The organism is Ruegeria sp. BI7, assembly GCF_056537925.1.
The window spans coordinates 169,628-185,021 of record NZ_JBQFSK010000005.1; the positions used below are offsets into that span (position 1 = coordinate 169,628).

The 15,394-nt window shown below is 57.1% G+C and carries 17 protein-coding genes; 6 read left to right on the forward strand and 11 right to left on the reverse strand.

The features are described from left to right. Nucleotides 1-54: 54 nt before the first annotated feature. Complete coding sequence (gene pyk / locus ACR0JB_RS13670) at nt 55-1,500, forward strand: pyruvate kinase (protein ID WP_480789996.1); 1,446 nt, start codon at nt 55-57, stop codon at nt 1,498-1,500. A 48-nt stretch (nt 1,501-1,548) separates the two neighbouring features. On the opposite strand, the gene ACR0JB_RS13675 is transcribed toward pyk, so the two are convergent. After that, nucleotides 1,549-1,992 carry an Lrp/AsnC family transcriptional regulator gene (locus ACR0JB_RS13675; RefSeq protein ID WP_174818870.1) on the reverse strand — a complete coding sequence of 148 codons (444 nt, stop codon included), beginning with the start codon at nt 1,990-1,992 and terminating at the stop codon, nt 1,549-1,551. Between the two features lie 199 nt (nt 1,993-2,191). Here ACR0JB_RS13675 and ACR0JB_RS13680 point away from each other — a divergent pair, with 199 nt between their 5' ends. From ACR0JB_RS13680 to rplT, 4 genes are all read left to right on the forward strand, one after another. After that, on the forward strand, nt 2,192-2,629 hold the full coding sequence (locus ACR0JB_RS13680) for a universal stress protein (protein WP_170359925.1): 438 nt from the start codon (nt 2,192-2,194) through the stop codon (nt 2,627-2,629). Between the two features lie 14 nt (nt 2,630-2,643). Beyond that, the gene (locus ACR0JB_RS13685; protein ID WP_170350296.1) at nt 2,644-4,194 is read left to right on the forward strand and encodes an alanine/glycine:cation symporter family protein; all 1,551 of its coding nucleotides are present in this window, start codon (nt 2,644-2,646) and stop codon (nt 4,192-4,194) included. A 182-nt stretch (nt 4,195-4,376) separates the two neighbouring features. Further along, entirely contained in the window at nt 4,377-4,577 is a 201-nt protein-coding gene (gene rpmI, locus ACR0JB_RS13690) for a 50S ribosomal protein L35 (RefSeq protein WP_010443552.1), read from the forward strand. A gap of 14 nt (nt 4,578-4,591) precedes the next feature. Next, nucleotides 4,592-4,957 (forward strand): 50S ribosomal protein L20, encoded by a 366-nt coding sequence (rplT, locus tag ACR0JB_RS13695; protein ID WP_152457001.1) that lies wholly within the window; start codon nt 4,592-4,594, stop codon nt 4,955-4,957. Nucleotides 4,958-5,063: 106 nt separating this feature from the next. Here the strand turns inward: rplT and ACR0JB_RS13700 are convergent, their stop codons facing one another. The 3 genes from ACR0JB_RS13700 to ACR0JB_RS13710 all read right to left on the reverse strand — a co-directional run bounded on the left by ACR0JB_RS13700 (nt 5,064) and on the right by ACR0JB_RS13710 (nt 7,808). Then, nucleotides 5,064-5,633 carry a carboxymuconolactone decarboxylase family protein gene (locus ACR0JB_RS13700; RefSeq protein WP_170398553.1) on the reverse strand — a complete coding sequence of 190 codons (570 nt, stop codon included), beginning with the start codon at nt 5,631-5,633 and terminating at the stop codon, nt 5,064-5,066. Nucleotides 5,634-5,835: 202 nt separating this feature from the next. Beyond that, nucleotides 5,836-6,294 carry a hypothetical protein gene (locus ACR0JB_RS13705; protein ID WP_170398556.1) on the reverse strand — a complete coding sequence of 153 codons (459 nt, stop codon included), beginning with the start codon at nt 6,292-6,294 and terminating at the stop codon, nt 5,836-5,838. Between the two features lie 122 nt (nt 6,295-6,416). Further along, nucleotides 6,417-7,808 (reverse strand): aminotransferase family protein, encoded by a 1,392-nt coding sequence (locus ACR0JB_RS13710; RefSeq protein WP_170398558.1) that lies wholly within the window; start codon nt 7,806-7,808, stop codon nt 6,417-6,419. A 221-nt stretch (nt 7,809-8,029) separates the two neighbouring features. On the opposite strand from ACR0JB_RS13710, the gene ACR0JB_RS13715 reads away from it, so the two are divergent. Further along, a complete protein-coding gene (locus ACR0JB_RS13715; RefSeq protein WP_170398561.1) occupies nt 8,030-9,658 on the forward strand; it encodes an acyl-CoA synthetase in 1,629 nt (542 codons plus the stop codon). Here ACR0JB_RS13715 and ACR0JB_RS13720 read toward each other — a convergent pair. The 7 genes from ACR0JB_RS13720 to fahA all read right to left on the reverse strand — a co-directional run bounded on the left by ACR0JB_RS13720 (nt 9,655) and on the right by fahA (nt 15,389). Beyond that, the gene (locus ACR0JB_RS13720) at nt 9,655-9,996 is read right to left on the reverse strand and encodes a DOPA 4,5-dioxygenase family protein (RefSeq protein ID WP_170398564.1); all 342 of its coding nucleotides are present in this window, start codon (nt 9,994-9,996) and stop codon (nt 9,655-9,657) included. The genes ACR0JB_RS13715 and ACR0JB_RS13720 overlap by 4 nt on opposite strands. Before the next feature lie 89 nt (nt 9,997-10,085). Next, nucleotides 10,086-10,724: a maleylacetoacetate isomerase gene (gene maiA / locus ACR0JB_RS13725; RefSeq protein WP_170398567.1), complete on the reverse strand. Its 639-nt coding sequence runs from the start codon at nt 10,722-10,724 to the stop codon at nt 10,086-10,088. A gap of 4 nt (nt 10,725-10,728) precedes the next feature. Further along, a complete protein-coding gene (locus ACR0JB_RS13730; RefSeq protein ID WP_170350302.1) occupies nt 10,729-10,926 on the reverse strand; it encodes a DUF2783 domain-containing protein in 198 nt (65 codons plus the stop codon). A gap of 4 nt (nt 10,927-10,930) precedes the next feature. Further along, nucleotides 10,931-12,541, reverse strand: coding sequence for an FAD-dependent oxidoreductase (locus ACR0JB_RS13735; RefSeq protein WP_170507346.1), 1,611 nt, complete (start codon nt 12,539-12,541; stop codon nt 10,931-10,933). 136 nt (nt 12,542-12,677) lie between these two features. Then, the gene (locus ACR0JB_RS13740) at nt 12,678-13,628 is read right to left on the reverse strand and encodes an MBL fold metallo-hydrolase (RefSeq protein ID WP_170507348.1); all 951 of its coding nucleotides are present in this window, start codon (nt 13,626-13,628) and stop codon (nt 12,678-12,680) included. Continuing rightward, a complete protein-coding gene (locus ACR0JB_RS13745; protein ID WP_170359943.1) occupies nt 13,628-14,104 on the reverse strand; it encodes a DUF2059 domain-containing protein in 477 nt (158 codons plus the stop codon). The genes ACR0JB_RS13740 and ACR0JB_RS13745 overlap by 1 nt, the downstream gene beginning before the upstream one ends. A gap of 28 nt (nt 14,105-14,132) precedes the next feature. Further along, the gene (fahA, locus tag ACR0JB_RS13750) at nt 14,133-15,389 is read right to left on the reverse strand and encodes a fumarylacetoacetase (protein WP_170398576.1); all 1,257 of its coding nucleotides are present in this window, start codon (nt 15,387-15,389) and stop codon (nt 14,133-14,135) included. Between the last annotated feature and the right edge of the window lie 5 nt (nt 15,390-15,394).

Sequence of the window (15,394 nt, forward strand, 5' to 3'; positions counted from 1 at the left end):
GTTTGCGGTAACATTTGTGCGATTCAGACAGAAGACGTGAGGAGAGAAATACCAATGCGACGCCTGAGGAATGTAAAAATCGTGGCGACGCTGGGACCGGCGTCTAATGATTATGACACCATCCGTGCGCTGCACGAGACCGGGGCAGATGTGTTTCGTCTGAACATGAGCCACGGCAGCCATGATGAGATTCGCGAACGTCACCGGATCATCCGACAGGTGGAAAAGGATCTGGAAAGCCCGATTGCGATTCTGGCTGACCTGCAAGGACCCAAACTGCGCGTGGGTGAGTTCGCCAATGACGCCGAAGAACTGGAAGAGGGCGCAGCCTTCCGTCTGGACCTTGACGCCACACCGGGGGACAGAGGCCGCGTTTGTCTGCCGCATCCCGAGATCTTCGCCGCACTTGAACCGGGCGCGCGGCTATTGGTCAATGACGGCAAAATCCGCCTGATCGTTCAGGATTGTGGCAAGGAATTCGCCAATTGCACGGTGGAGGTCGGAGGCACGATATCGAACCGGAAAGGTGTGAACGTCCCCGATGTGGTTCTTCCGTTGGCCGCGCTGTCTGAAAAAGATCGCGATGATCTGGAGTTTGTCTGTAAATTGGGCGTTGACTGGCTGGGGTTGAGCTTTGTTCAGCGCGCCAAGGACGTCTTTGAGGCCCGCGCACTGGCTGATGGTCGCGCCTCGATCCTGTCCAAGATCGAAAAACCGGCGGCAGTTGAGGCATTTGACGAAATACTCGATGCCTCGGACGGGATCATGGTGGCGCGTGGTGACCTGGGGGTTGAATTGCCGGTTTCAGCCGTACCTCCGATCCAGAAACGGCTGGTAAGACGATGCCGCGCGGCGGCTAAGCCGGTGATCGTGGCCACTCAGATGTTGGAGAGTATGATCGAAAGCCCGATGCCAACGCGAGCCGAGGTTTCGGACGTTGCGACAGCGATTTATGAAGGCACTGATGCCATCATGCTCAGTGCTGAATCAGCGGCGGGGTCGTATCCGATAGAGGCCGTGCAAACCATGAACAAGGTCGCTATCGAGGTCGAGGCCGATCCGACCTACACCCAGATCATCGCCGCCTCGCGCACCGCAAAGGGCACCACAATTGCTGACGGGATCGTGGCAGCTGCGCGTGAGATTGCTGAAAAGACAGACATCAAGGCCATTTGTTGCTTTACCCAAAGCGGCACAACGGCGCTGTTGACCGCGCGGGAACGTCCCGGTGTGCCGATCATCGCCATGACGCCCGCCACCGGAACCGCACGGCGCCTGTGCCTGAGCTGGGGCTGCCATTGTGTGATGACGCCCGAGCTTGAGCGCTTTAAGGGTGCTGTTGTCAATGCCGCCCGCACTGCCCGCGCCAGTGGGTTTGCGACCGAGACCGATCAGATTGTGGTCACCGCTGGGGTGCCGTTCAACGTACCCGGAACCACTAATATCCTGCGTATTGCGCCCTGTGACGAACGTTTGATTTACAACACAGATCCGGGCTGATGAACTTGCGTCAACGTGCATGCTGCCTCATGGCAGACAGGTCACTTGTCAAGCGACAGGGCTTTTTACGATCTCCATTACAGTAAATGAGCTTGTCTGGTGAATTCCAGGCAGCTTATTAATTTTCTCACCGAGGATATCGCGGAAGTGCGTGATATCCCGGGTGCGCACCGTCAGGAGATAATCAAACGATCCTGCCACCATTAAGCAGCTTTCAATTTCTGGAATATTGCGGACAGCGTCATTGAACCTGCCAAGAGATTGCTCAGCCGTCGCGGCCAGTGAAACCTGCACAACCGTGACCAAGGCTAGCCCCATTCGCTCTTTATCGACGATGGCACAATAGCCTTTGATGTACCCGTTTTTTTCCAAGCGCTTGACCCGCTCGGAACAGGGAGTATTGGTCAGGTTGACACGTGCCGCAAGATCGACGATTGACAACCTTCCGTTGATTTCCAGCTCTTGCAGGATGCGTTGGTCTATTTTGTCCAATTCTCTATCGATCAGTAAAAATCCCTGAAATCTTAGCGTAAGACGACATTTTTCACTGAATATAGACTAAAATAATCCCCAATTCCTAGTGATTATTCCTGATACTTATCTGAAGACAGCTGCGTCAATGTGTTCCAAGTTTGGCTGTCTTGTCGAGGGCACGGGCCTCGACCCAACGAAAAAAAATTGGAGAACCGACATGACAACAAAAATTGTCATTGGACTGGACGGGACAGAGACCGGGGAGCGCGCGATCGCTTTTGCCAAGGATTTGGCAGGGCGCATCGGTTCATGCGAGTTGCTTGTGGTTTATGTGATCGAATGGTCCCCATTTACTTTTCAGACACCTGAAGAAAATGCCCTGCGCCATAAGCGGCGCGAGGAAGAGGTCGAATTGGCCTCGACACGGATCGTCACCCCTGCGGTGGAAGCTTTGAACGCGGCCGGTTTTACGGCCCATGGCATTGTACGCCATGGTGACGTTGCTGAAACGCTGAACGCGATCACAGTCGAAAACGGTGGTACCCAGATCGTCGTCGGACGCGCCTCGGCCGATGGGTTTAAGAAACGGCTCTTTGGCAGCTCGACCCAAAATCTGGTCATGCATGCCGATGTACCGGTCACCGTTGTGAACTGAGCGGAGGGACGAGAATGAATATGCTTAAAAAACTGGGCTTTGCCACAGCGGCTGCCCTGTTCGCCAGCCCCGCTTTAGCCCAAGAGGCGCCGGGTCTGGACGACAAGATCAACCAAGCCTTTGCTGATTTCACCGGGCCGTTCGTTAGCTTTATCTTTGCCCCGTTTCCGGGCACTAGCTTCCCTTGGATCGTGGGTTGGCTGGTCGTCGCGGCCACAGTGTTCACGCTGTATTTTGCCTTTGTGCAGCTGCGGTTCTTTAGTCACGCGATCAGCCTTGTGAAAGGCGACTATTCCGATCCCAACGATGCGGGTGAGGTCAGCCACTTTCAGGCGTTGGCCACGGCGCTTTCAGGAACGGTCGGTTTGGGCAACATCGCTGGTGTGGCGGTGGCCGTCGGGATCGGCGGGCCGGGTGCCACGTTCTGGATGATCGTCGCGGGCCTGCTGGGCATGGCGTCGAAATTCACTGAGTGTACGCTGGGCGTGAAATACCGCAACGAATACGACGACGGCACCGTTTCCGGTGGCCCGATGTATTACATGTCCAAAGGGTTCAGTGAGCTGGGCTTGCCGGGCGGTAAGATCCTGGCTGTTCTGTTTTCGATCTTCTGTATTCTTGGCGCGCTGGGCGGGGGCAACATGTTCCAGGCCAATCAGGCGCACCAACAGATTGCAGGCATTGTCGGGGATTATCCGGGCTGGATTACAGGCCTGGTCTTTGCCGGCATCGTGTTTGCAGTGATCGTGGGCGGCCTGAAATCCATCGCGCGCGTCACCGAAAAGGTCGTGCCGTTCATGGGTGTTATGTACGTGGCGGCAGCACTAGTGATCATCATCATGCACGCAGACCAGATCGGCTGGGCCTTCGGCCAGATCTTTGCGGGTGCCTTCACTGGCCTCGGCATCGCAGGCGGTATGGTTGGGGCGCTGATCCAGGGCTTCCGCCGTGCGGCGTTCTCGAACGAGGCGGGCGTTGGTTCAGCTGCAATTGCCCACTCGGCGGTGCGGACCAAAGAGCCCATCACCGAGGGCTTCGTGTCGCTGCTTGAGCCGTTCATTGATACGGTCGTGATCTGTACAATGACTGCATTGGTGATCATCATCACTCAGCAGCTGATCATCGACCCGGAAACCGGCCTTTACATGCTGACCGAAGATGGTTCGGCTATTGCCACCGTTGACGGTAATTCGGGTGTCAGCCTGACGTCTGCGGCGTTTGGCAGTGCGTTCAGCTGGTTCCCCTATGTTCTGGCGATCGCGGTGGTTCTGTTTGCCTTCTCGACCATGATCAGTTGGTCCTATTATGGCCTCAAGGCCTGGACTTATCTGTTCGGCGAAGGACACACCAAAGAGCTGGTGTTCAAGGTCATCTTCTGCATCTTCGTTGTCATCGGTGCGGCGGCCAACCTTGGTCCGGTCATCGACTTCTCGGATGCGGCGATCTTTGCAATGGCGGTTGTGAACGTCTTTGCGCTCTACTTCCTGATGAAAGTGGTGCGCGAAGAGCTGGCCAGCTATGCAGCCCGCCTGAAAAGCGGCGAAATCCGCAAATTCGAGCACTAAATCACTCTACCGGGGCGGCCAACGCTGCCCCGGTGCCTGACCACCCTGCGAAAAGCGCAGATTCTGGTCAAAACCCCCTTGCCAGTATGGAAGAACTTGCGTAAACGGCGCTTCTGATCGCGTGACCGGCCAATGTGGCATGCCGAGTCGCGTCAAGTACCGAACCCCGAAAGGAGACGGAAATGCCTAAGATGAAGACAAAGTCGAGCGCCAAGAAGCGCTTTAAGGTGACTGCGACCGGTAAGGTCCTTGCTGGCCAGGCCGGCAAACGGCACGGCATGATCAAGCGGACCAAGAAATTCATCCGCGATGCCCGTGGCAACACCACCCTGTCCGCCCCCGACGCCAAGATCGTCAAGGGCTACATGCCCTACGACCGCTAAGAGGAGATTAAGAGATGTCCCGCGTTAAAGGTGGAACCGTAACTCACGCCCGTCACAAGAAGGTTATCAAGGCAGCCAAAGGTTACTATGGCCGCCGCAAGAGCACCTTCAAGGTTGCCCGTCAGGCCGTCGACAAGGCCAATCAGTACGCAACCCGCGACCGTAAGAACCGCAAGCGCAACTTCCGCGCGCTGTGGATCCAGCGTATCAACGCTGCTGTTCGTTCGCATGACGAAGCACTGACATATTCCCGCTTCATCAACGGCCTGAACCTGGCCGGTATCGAAGTGGACCGCAAAGTTCTGGCCGACCTGGCCGTGCACGAACCGGAAGCGTTCGGCGCGATCGTCGCCAAAGCTCAGGCCGCTCTGACTGCCTGATCCTCTTTCGAGAGACAGTGAATGAAAGGCCGTCCCGATTGGGGCGGTCTTTTTTGCATCCAGAAACTGCCTCAATCCGCTTTGAGCCCTAAGCCAACCCATTCACTCACACATCGAGCCCATTGGCCCTGCCGAAGTCAGTATAGAATGACTTGCTGGTCAACTTTGCGACGGTTTCCTCATCAATCGTTTCAGGGTCCCGAGCGACTTTTCTTATACCTGTCCCCTCAACGAGGCGGTTCACCAAGTTGAACACACCACACACCTGTACCGCATCAAACAACGCGCTTTCCGACCATCCAGCTTCATAGACCGCCTGTGCGTCTGCCTCGATCATACGGGAAGGCGATAGCGTGAGCTTCTCTACATAAGCAAGGATGGGCTTGAATCGTTGATCGACAGGCGCTGAATGAAGGTCTTCCATCAGAGCTTCAACCAGTTTTGGGTCAATGCCATAGGCGCGGGCAAATACAGTATGCGCATCGTGGCAATAGGAGCAGGCATTCAACCCGGAAACGTAGGCAGCTATTAACTCGCGTTCAGAGGCGGAAAGCTCACTCTCTCCTCGCATCACAAGGCTCTCATAATGGCACCAGAGTGAAAGTTTGTCCGGAAACATTTGAAAAACGCTGCCAAGTGTTGCGTCCTCGGGAAGGGATGGAAACAGCCTCTTCATTTGATGACCTCCAAAAAATTGGTGCCTAAGCGTTCGTGTTGCCCGGATCGCCGCATGGACATAAGCCTAACAATATTCGCTTGATCGACAAATGTCCGTTTCGTCCCGCATTCCGGACAGTGGGCGCAACTGTTTCGTTGGTTGTTTGGAAAAGCAAAGGATTTAGGGATTGATCTACTAAACACTAATTCACTCTATGAGATTACTTGCCCTCCTTCTTCACCAACTGCGCCGCAAAGGCGACACCGGTTCCCGGCCCGGCATAGGTCACCATGATCACGTCATCCAGATAGACACCGTGGAATATTCCTGACGAAACATCATCTCCTGATATCCCGGCCTCAGCCAAGACAAAACGGGTGGGGTCGTCCAAGCTGAAGGTGCCCATCGCCTCTTCGACGATCCATTCTTTGTCGCCAATACGGCGCCAGCGGTTTGTCGCGGTGATCAGGTTGCCGTCCAATTTGGTGACTTCCAACTCCATCTCAGTCTGCAGCAGGCCCTTCTTGTGGTTCGGGTTCGATTTGGCGAAGGCCACTAGATAGGTGCCATGCCATGTACCGACGATCTGAGGGAAGCCGCTGCCGTCTTCGGCGCTGGCAGGGGTTGCGATGGCCAGCACAAGGGCGGCGGCAATGCTGCGGAAAAGGTTGAGTGTCATGGGGCGATCTCCTGCAAAGGGTGCCATCAGGCTACCCGAGTTCTGGAAATTGGCAAACCATGGTTTAGAAACAAAAAAACCGGCGCCGAAAGCGCCGGTTTTCATAAGCTTTGTGCAGCGACTTAGCCGAACACACGTCCCAGCGCGCCGTCGACGGCGTCGGTGATCTGGTCGATGTCATCTGCCGTTGCGATCAGTGCGGGCGAGAAGCACAGCGTGTTGTTACGGCTTGGGATCGAGCGGTTGGTGGCACCGATGATGACGCCTTGCGCCATACAATCAGCCACAACGGCCTGAACCTTTTTCTCGTCCATCGGCTCTTTGGTTGAACGGTCCGCGACCAGCTCGGCGCCCAGGAACAGGCCCTTGCCGCGCACGTCGCCGATGACCTTGTGCTTTTCCATCAGCGCCTGCAGGTTGCCCATCATGCGGTCACCCATATCGGTGCAGTTTTGCAGCAGGTTCTCGTCTTGAATGATGCGCATGTTTTCAACCGCAGCTGCCGGGCCGGCGGTGCAGCCACCAAAGGTCGAGATGTCGCGGAAATAGCTCATCGGATCAGCGGCATCGTCCTTGAACATGTCAAAGACTTCCTCGGTGGTGACCATGCAGGCAATCGCCGCATAGCCCGAGGCAACGCCTTTGGCCATGGTCACGAAGTCCGGCTTGATGCCGTATTGCTGATAGCCGAACCAAGTGCCCGTACGACCGACGCCGCAGACCACTTCGTCGATATGCAGCAGCACGTCGTACTTCTTGCAGATTTCCTGCACGCGCTGCCAATAGCCTTCGGGCGCTTCGATCACGCCGCCGCCTGCGGTTACCGGCTCAAGGCACAGTGCGCCAACGGTGTCGGGACCTTCACGCAGGATGACCTCTTCGATCTGATCTGCGGCCCAGACGCCAAAGTTTTCTTCGGGCGCGCCGTCCAGCTCGTGCTTGCGGTACTCCATGCAGTGGGGCACACGCACGAAATCGGGCGCGAAGGGGCCGTACTGGGCGTTGCGCTCGTCCTGACCGCCTGCCGACATGGTCGCCAGGGTCGAGCCGTGATAGTCACGGTCGCGGTACAGGATTTTGGTCTTTTTGCCGCCATAGCGCTTATGCGCGATCTGACGGACCATCTTGAAGGCCTTCTCGTTCGCCTCAGAGCCCGAGTTGGTGTAATACACCCGGCTCATGCCCGGCATTTTGTCGATCAGCATTTCGGCAAAGATCGAGCCGGGGATCGAACCTGCGGTATTGGCGAAATAGCACAGCTTCATCAGCTGTTCGTAGACCGCCTTACAGATTGATTCGCGGCCATAGCCAACGTTGACGGTCCAAACGCCACCGGACACGGCGTCCAGATGCTCTTTGCCCTTTTGATCCCAAACGCGCATGCCCTTGCCTTCGACAATGATGCGTGGGTCATTGGTTTCAAAGGGTTTATGCTGGATCAGGTGATGCCAGATGTGGGCGCGGTCAGCTTCGACTACGCGGGAAAGATCGTTTTCGTTGAACGTGCCGTCCATGACATGTCCTTTCAATAAAGCTCGTTGCACGGATTGCAGGGGCTATCCCGAACCGGCAGATGTTTTCGATGGCTCAGATCACCTTGAATGGCCTGTCGGAGATAGGGCCAGATTGCACCATCCCGTATTGCCAGTCCATTCCTGAGACGTATTTTTACGGGTTTGTCAGAGGCTCAACTTTGTGCTCAATTCGCGCAAATCGCGATTGGGAGGATCAGCGGATGGGAGCCACACAAATTTACGAGCGTCATCTGGACAAATGCCGGGCCAACTATGTGCCGTTGTCCCCGTTGAGCTTTCTCGAGCGCACAGCGCAGGTTTACCCTGATTACCCCTCGGTTGTGTATGGTGATCGCCGGTATAGCTGGGCCGAGACCTATTCCCGATGCCGCCGTCTGGCGGGCGCATTGGTCTCACGTGGAATAGGGCAGGGCGACACTGTGTCGATCATCGCCGCCAATATCCCTGAAATGTACGAGGCACATTTTGGCGTGCCCATGGCCGGTGCCGTATTGAACGCGATCAACACGCGATTGGATGCGGCGATCCTTGCCTTCATCCTTAATCATGCGGAATCCAAGGTGCTGCTGGTCGATCCCGAATTTTCGGGTGTGGTGAAAGAGGCGCTGAAACAGGTCGACCACGACCTGCTGGTCATTGATATCGAAGACGCCAGTTTTGAGGGCGGAGAAAAGTTGGGCAACCTGACCTATGACGCCTTGCTGGCAGACAGCGATCCGGAATTTGAGTGGTCCTTGCCCAAAGACGAATGGGACGCGATCACGCTGAATTACACGTCCGGGACAACGGGCAATCCGAAAGGCGTGGTTTATCACCATCGGGGCGCGGCGCTGAACGCACAGTCGGACTTGTTGGATTGGGATATGCCGAAGCATGCAGTCTATTTGTGGACTTTGCCGATGTTTCATTGCAATGGCTGGTGCTTCCCATGGGCGATGGCGGCCAATGCGGGCGTTTCGGTCTGTCTGCGCGCGGTGCGTGCCGAACCGATCTATGCAGCCTTCAGAGATGAGAAGGTCACACATTTCTGCGGCGCGCCAATTGTGCTGAATATGCTGGCCCATGCACCGGATGAGTTGAAAGACTTTGATCATCAGATCAAGGTGATGACAGCGGGCGCCCCGCCACCCGCCGCTGTGATCGAGGCGATGGAGGCCATGGGGATCGAGGTGACCCATGTGTATGGTCTGACCGAGACCTATGGCCCGTCGGTGGTCTGCGCCTGGAAAGACGAATGGAACACCAAGGATGCACAGGAACGCGCGGCGCTGAAGGTGCGGCAAGGGGTGCGCTATTCGGCCCTGTCGGGCCTGATGGTGGCCGACCCTGAAACGCTAGAACCTGTACCTGCCGATGGCGAAACCATGGGTGAGATTTTCATGCAGGGCAACGTGGTGATGAAGGGCTATCTGAAAAATCCCGAGGCAACGGACAAAGCCTTTAACGGCGGTTGGTTTGCTTCGGGCGATCTGGGGGTGATGTATCCCGACGGCTATATCGCGCTTAAGGATCGGTCCAAGGACATCATCATTTCAGGGGGCGAGAATATCTCGTCGGTCGAGGTCGAGGGCATCCTGTACAAACACCCAGCAGTGATGGAGGCCGCAGTTGTGGCGCGACCGGACGAAAAATGGGGCGAAACCCCCTGCGCCTTTGTCGAGCTAAAGCCTGACGCCACCACGACCGAGGCGGAGTTGATCGCATTCTGCCGGGATAACATGGCCCATTTCAAAGCGCCTAAGACAGTGGTGTTCGGAACCTTGCCCAAAACCTCAACTGGGAAGGTTCAGAAGTTTGTGCTGAGGGATCAGGCGCGTAAGCTGACCTAAGCGCCCATCTTGTCAAAGATCGAAAGGTTCAGCTCAAGCATCTCACCCATCCAGATGGCCCGGTCCCGATGATCCTCAAGGTGCTGTCCGGTTTCGGGGTGGGTGAAGATGGTCAGGCCCTGCCGGTTCAGCATCAGCCACGGAATGACCTGATCGAACGCGTCCGGTGCAAAGGCCAGCTGGCAGCTCCAGCGTGGGTGAGGGCCGACATTGCGTTCATGCACGCGACCCATATCAATAGAAAACAGCCGTGCCGCTTCTTCGCAAACCCGTCGTGCGACATCCACTGTGTCCGTGTCAAAATAGACATGTGCGTGATAGCCGGTGATCTCGGGCATGGTGACCTCATCCATCTGTTTCACAGAAAACCTAGGCCGAACTTGCAGTCATTCCTATCCTCATCGGCACACATACCCTGTGCGCTGGGTTAAGTAGGGGCATTCGCATCCGGATGTGCCGCGGCAAAGGCGGGATGGTCGGCACAGGCGGCCTCGACTGCAAGGATGCGGGGCAGGTCTGACAAATCAACCTGCCAGCGCCGCGCATTATAGAGCTGCGGCATCAAGCATAGATCGGCCAGCCCTGGGCTGCTGCCCGTGCAATAGGGTGTCTGGTCAAATCCCGCCAGCAGCGTTTCAAACGCCAGCAGACCGGGTCGGATGAAGTGGCGCATCCAATCGCCCGGCATCCCTTCGGCACCGTTGCTCAGCGTTGTGGCATATTGCGCCACCGACAGGTTGCAGACCGGGTGGATGTCCACCGCGATGGAGTGTGCCAGCGCCGTTGCCTTGGCGCGCAATGCAGGCTCGGCAGGCAATAAGCCCAACCCCCGGCTTTGATCCAGATAATCGATGATTGCCAGAGATTGCGTCAACCGCAGCCCGTCAATATCCAGCACCGGAACCAGCCCCTGCGGGTTACGCGCAAGATGGTCTTGTGACTTCTGGTCCCCGGCCTTTAGATCAACAAAGACAGAGCGATAGGCAATTCCCGCCAAATTCAGCGCCATGCGCACCCGGTAGCTGGCCGATGAGCGCCAGAAATCAAAAAGAACCACTTCGCCCATTGTTTCAGGTCTCTCTAAGGGCCGCGGCTTCGACTGCCTGGTTCAGCACGTCGGAGTCCCCGATATGGTTTGCCAAAACCAGAACCAGACGCGCGTTCAGCGCGTCACTTGCGGATTTGTCCAACCCGTCATGGGCGGCCAGCAGTCCGGCATAGAAATCATCGGCATTGTCGAGATTGGGGGTGAGGATCAGATCAGTCATTTTCTTACTCCTTGCCGGTGGCCCGGCGGATCGCCTGCCGGAATGCGTTTTCTTCGTAGCTGTTACGCCGCGCGGCAACATGCTGGTCGGGGCGGATCAGGTAGACCGCGCCGGCGGCATCGCCCAGATACCGACGCTTGAGTTCCAGCGTCAGGTCATCCTTGACCGACAACGCAAGCCGGGTGGCTTCAACCCCGTCTTCTTCGATCTGCTCGGGGGCGTCGGCGTCAATGGTCAACAAGGTGAACTTGCCTGCCAATTTTGGCAACAAGAATTCATCGCCCAGCGGTGCATCCGGGCAGGCCGAGCCCGGTCGCGTGATATCCGGGCCATCCAGTGCATCGGCTGAGCTGAGCGAAGACCCCTGATAGGCGCAGGGCGTGCTCAACCGTCCGGAATTGACCAGAGGGCGGGCAAATTCGAAATGTTCGCTGAGGTCCAGAACCGCGTCCCGCAACAGTCGCGACATCTGGGACTTCGGCGTGATGAAGTCGGTAGAGCGGCTGGATTTCGTGATATTCTCATCCGCTGCCTGCACTCGCTCGCGGCTATAGCTGTCCAGCAAAAGCTCGGGCGCTTTGCCGTCCAGAACCAGTTTCAATTTCCAGCACAGGTTATCAGCGTCCTGAATTCCTGTGTTTGCCCCAAGTGCCCCAAAAGGGCTGACCTGATGGGCGCTGTCCCCGGCAAACAGAACGCGCCCATGGCGGAACCGCTCCATCCGGCGGCATTGGAACGTATACACCGATACCCATTCCAGATCGAATTCCACATCTTCGCCCAGCATCGCTTTGAGGCGGGGGATGACATTCTCGGGGCGTTTTTCGCGCTCTTTGTCGATGTCCCAACCCAATTGCAGGTCAATGCGCCAGACATTGTCGGGCTGCTTGTGCAACAGAGCCGACTGCCCGCGATTGAACGGCGGATCGAACCAGAACCAGCGCTCGGTTGGGAGATCGGCTTCCATCACCACGTCGGCGATCAGGAAGTTGTCTTCGAAGACGCGGCCATCGAAATCCAGCCCCAGCATGCGACGGGTCGGAGAGCTGGCACCGTCGCAGGCAATCAGCCACTCGGCTTCGACGTTATAGGGCCCCTCGGGGGTTTCGACCTCAAGCACCACGTGGGTGTCATGGGTGCCGATGGCCTCGACCTTGTTGCGCCCACGGATTTCGATGGGCGCGCCCGAAGCCTGCAATTGCCGCACACGGTCGACCAAAGCATTTTCGAAATAGTATTGCTGAAGATTGATGAAGGCCGGGTTTGCAAAACCCGTGTCGGGTTGCAGATTGAACTCATAGACCTGGCGATTGTCGAAATAGACCTTGCCGACATTCCACTGCACACCCTTGTCCACCATGGGGCTACCCGCACCCAGACGGTCAGCAATATCCAGTGTACGTTGCGAAAAGCAGATGGCCCGGCTGCCGAAGCTGACCTTGTCATTGTCATCCAACACCACGACCGGGACACCTTGCTGGGCCAGATCTATCGCAGTGACCAGCCCGACCGGCCCGGCACCGACCACAATGACCTTGTGCCGGATGGCGATGGCAGCGTCCTGATCCGGGCTGCGTTCGTAGGCGTAAAGTGGGACTTCGAAAATCTTGTTCATGGGTTCTCCCCCGATACATATGCGCGCAAGACGCAAATCTCTTGTCTTCTGACGCGGCCACGCCCGAGACCTTGCCCAATGCTTTCATTGATTTTTCCGACGCAAAACGATCTGGATCAAATGCGACGGAATGTCCTTAACTTTGCAGATCCGACCACATCTCAAGGTCGCGCTGAGCGGTCCAGATGCGTGGGGTGTCAATGCCGCGTGCCTCGTCATAGGCGCGCGCGACGTTGAAGGGCAAACAGTGTTCATAGATCGCATAGTCGGCGAATTTGGGGTCGCATTCAGCGCGCACAGCATCCCAAGCCTGTTTTAAGGTGCCGCCACACGCAGCGACCCGTGCCGCCGGTCGGTAGGTGCTGTTGACGAAGTCGCGGGTGCTTTCAATCGCTGCGTTCACCATGTCTGCCCCGATCAGCGCATTTCCGCGCCCCGGGGCGATGGCATTCAGATCAAACGCCTTGATTGCGTCCAGCGTACCGCCCCAGTCGCCGAAATGCCCGTCACCGCAGTAGCAGGCGGAATGATATTCGACGATGTCGCCAGTGAACATTACGTTCTGGTCTGGCACATGAATCACGATGTCCCCGGCGGTGTGGGCGCGACCCAGGTGCATGAGGTCGACCCTGCGATTGCCCAGATAAACAGTCATCCTGTCACGGAATGAAGTCGTGGGCCACGTCAGGCCGGGAATGCTTTCGTACCCTTCAAACAGGCGGGGAAAGCGCTGAAACTCGCTATCCCAATCCTCTTGCCCGCGTTCGGCAACCATAGCGCGGGCCTTGTCCGACATGATGATCTGCTGCGCCTCATAGGCACTGGCGCCCAGTACACGGACCGCGTGATAGTGCGTCAGCGCCAAATGTGTAATCGGCTTATCCGTGACCGAACGCACGCAGTCGATCACCTTGCGTGCCAGCCGCGGTGTGGCTTGTGCTTCGATAATCATCACGCTGTCGTCGCCGATGATTACGCCGGAATTTGGATCGCCCTGCGCTGTAAAGGCATATAGGCCCTCGCCAATTTCGGTGAACGAGATCGCCTTCTCAGAAAGATCCGATTGCGAGGCGAATGCCTTTGCCATCAGTTTGTTTCCTGCAGGATCTTTGCCAACTCAGGTGTGACTTGTAACGTCACGCGCTGCATGTCAGCGGACAGGGCTCCCATGGTTTGCTGCATGAACGGCTGCATTTTGCCCATGATGGCGCTGCCATGCTCTGATCCGTAGAAATCGATCAATGCAGACAGTTCTTCGGCCGAGAACAAGTCAGCGCTGCTGTCGATCATCTGCTGTTCCAGTTTCGGACGCAGGCTTTGCATCGCGCCAGACATCACAACACCGATACGCTGCAACTGATCCTCCGTCACAGTAACGCCCGGCGGAAGAGTGGCCGCAACCTGTGCTGCCATACCTTCGGGTGAGAACATGTTGTCCATCATCAATTGCACATCCGGCAACTTCACATATTCCTCGGCTAAGGCTTGATTATCGGCGGCCAAGGCCGAATGGCTGAACCCGATGGCAAGTATCAGAGAAGCAACAAGAGTTTTCAGGGTCACGTTTGATCCAATCACGTTTGGGCACGTTTCATCGTGCATATGGGGTGTCGAGCGCGGCGAGAACGGTTCCGGTGCAATTGCCGAAGCCAATCGTGTAACCGTCACCTTTGGCAGCGCCTTTCAACTCTAGCGTGTCGCCATCTTCGATGAAACTGCGGGTTTCACCGCTGTCCAGTGTCAGGGGCTCCTTTCCTCCCCAGCTTAGCTCCAGCAGTGAGCCGCGTTCGGGCTTGGTTGGGCCCGAAATGGTGCCAGACCCAAGCAGATCGCCGGTGTTCATCGGGCAGCCGGATGTGGTGTGATGCGCCAGTTGTTGCGCGGCTGAATAGTACATTTCCTTGTAATTAGTTCGCGTGATGGTTGTGGCGGCCTTGCCATTGGGCGCCATGGAGATTTCCAGATCGATATCATACAGCATCGGGCCGCAATCTTTCAGGTGATCCAGCAGTTCGACCTCACGTTCCGGAGTGTCGCAGCGGAACGGCTCCAACGCCGCTTTGGTGACGATCCACGGGCTAATCGAAGTGGCCGTGGCCTTGGCCTGAAACGGGCCGAGAGGCTGGTATTCCCAGGCCTGGATATCACGCGCGGACCAGTCGTTCAGCAGGACGTAGCCAAAGATGTTGTCGTCAGCCTCCTGCACCGAGATCGGACCCTCCGACGGGGTGCCGACGATGGCGCCCATCTCAAGTTCGATATCGAACCGTGCCGAGGGGGCAAAGCGGGGCGTGTCGTCATTTGGCCCTTTCAGCTGACCCCACGGGCGGCGAATGTCCGTACCCGAGACAACAACTGACGACGCCCGGCCGTTATAACCGATCGGGATGTGTAGCCAGTTCGGCGGCAGCGCGTTTTCCGGGCCGCGGAACATGGTTCCGACATTCTGGGCGTGATGCCGTCCCGCATAGAAATCGGTGTATTCGCTGACGGCAAACGGCATGTGCATTTCAGCCTCTGCCTGCGCGATAAGCAGGGGTTCGACCTTGTCTTGCTCTTCCGACCCTTCGGTCAGCAAATCTGTCAGCCGATCGCGCAGGGCAGCCCAGACGGCGGGGCCCTGCTCCATCAGCGGGTTCCAGAAGGGCAGGTCAAACAGCGGCTCATCGGACAGGTCGATCAAACCCTCGGCTTCGGCCGTGGTGACATCCAGGATCAAGTCTCCGATGGCGACACCACAGCGGGGCTCGTCGCCCCCGGTCGAAAACACGCCATAGGGCAGGTTGTTCAGTGGAAAAGGGTGGGCCGCGTCATTGGCCGAGGCCACCCAGGATTTCATCAAAGGCATCTGTG

Bases quoted from the DNA above. Each gene is read 5' to 3' on its own strand.
- pyk (WP_480789996.1), top strand. From the start codon at position 55: ATGCGACGCCTGAGGAATGTAAAAATCGTGGCGACGCTGGGACCGGCG.
- ACR0JB_RS13700 (WP_170398553.1), bottom strand. From the start codon at position 5,633: ATGAAGAGGCTGTTTCCATCCCTTCCCGAGGACGCAACACTTGGCAGC.
- ACR0JB_RS13740 (WP_170507348.1), bottom strand. From the start codon at position 13,628: ATGGCAAAGGCATTCGCCTCGCAATCGGATCTTTCTGAGAAGGCGATC.
- ACR0JB_RS13730 (WP_170350302.1), bottom strand. From the start codon at position 10,926: ATGACTGATCTGATCCTCACCCCCAATCTCGACAATGCCGATGATTTC.
- rpmI (WP_010443552.1), top strand. From the start codon at position 4,377: ATGCCTAAGATGAAGACAAAGTCGAGCGCCAAGAAGCGCTTTAAGGTG.
- ACR0JB_RS13705 (WP_170398556.1), bottom strand. From the start codon at position 6,294: ATGACACTCAACCTTTTCCGCAGCATTGCCGCCGCCCTTGTGCTGGCC.
- ACR0JB_RS13735 (WP_170507346.1), bottom strand. From the start codon at position 12,541: ATGAACAAGATTTTCGAAGTCCCACTTTACGCCTACGAACGCAGCCCG.
- ACR0JB_RS13680 (WP_170359925.1), top strand. From the start codon at position 2,192: ATGACAACAAAAATTGTCATTGGACTGGACGGGACAGAGACCGGGGAG.
- fahA (WP_170398576.1), bottom strand. From the start codon at position 15,389: ATGCCTTTGATGAAATCCTGGGTGGCCTCGGCCAATGACGCGGCCCAC.
- ACR0JB_RS13715 (WP_170398561.1), top strand. From the start codon at position 8,030: ATGGGAGCCACACAAATTTACGAGCGTCATCTGGACAAATGCCGGGCC.
- rplT (WP_152457001.1), top strand. From the start codon at position 4,592: ATGTCCCGCGTTAAAGGTGGAACCGTAACTCACGCCCGTCACAAGAAG.
- ACR0JB_RS13720 (WP_170398564.1), bottom strand. From the start codon at position 9,996: ATGCCCGAGATCACCGGCTATCACGCACATGTCTATTTTGACACGGAC.
- maiA (WP_170398567.1), bottom strand. From the start codon at position 10,724: ATGGGCGAAGTGGTTCTTTTTGATTTCTGGCGCTCATCGGCCAGCTAC.
- ACR0JB_RS13685 (WP_170350296.1), top strand. From the start codon at position 2,644: ATGAATATGCTTAAAAAACTGGGCTTTGCCACAGCGGCTGCCCTGTTC.
- ACR0JB_RS13710 (WP_170398558.1), bottom strand. From the start codon at position 7,808: ATGGACGGCACGTTCAACGAAAACGATCTTTCCCGCGTAGTCGAAGCT.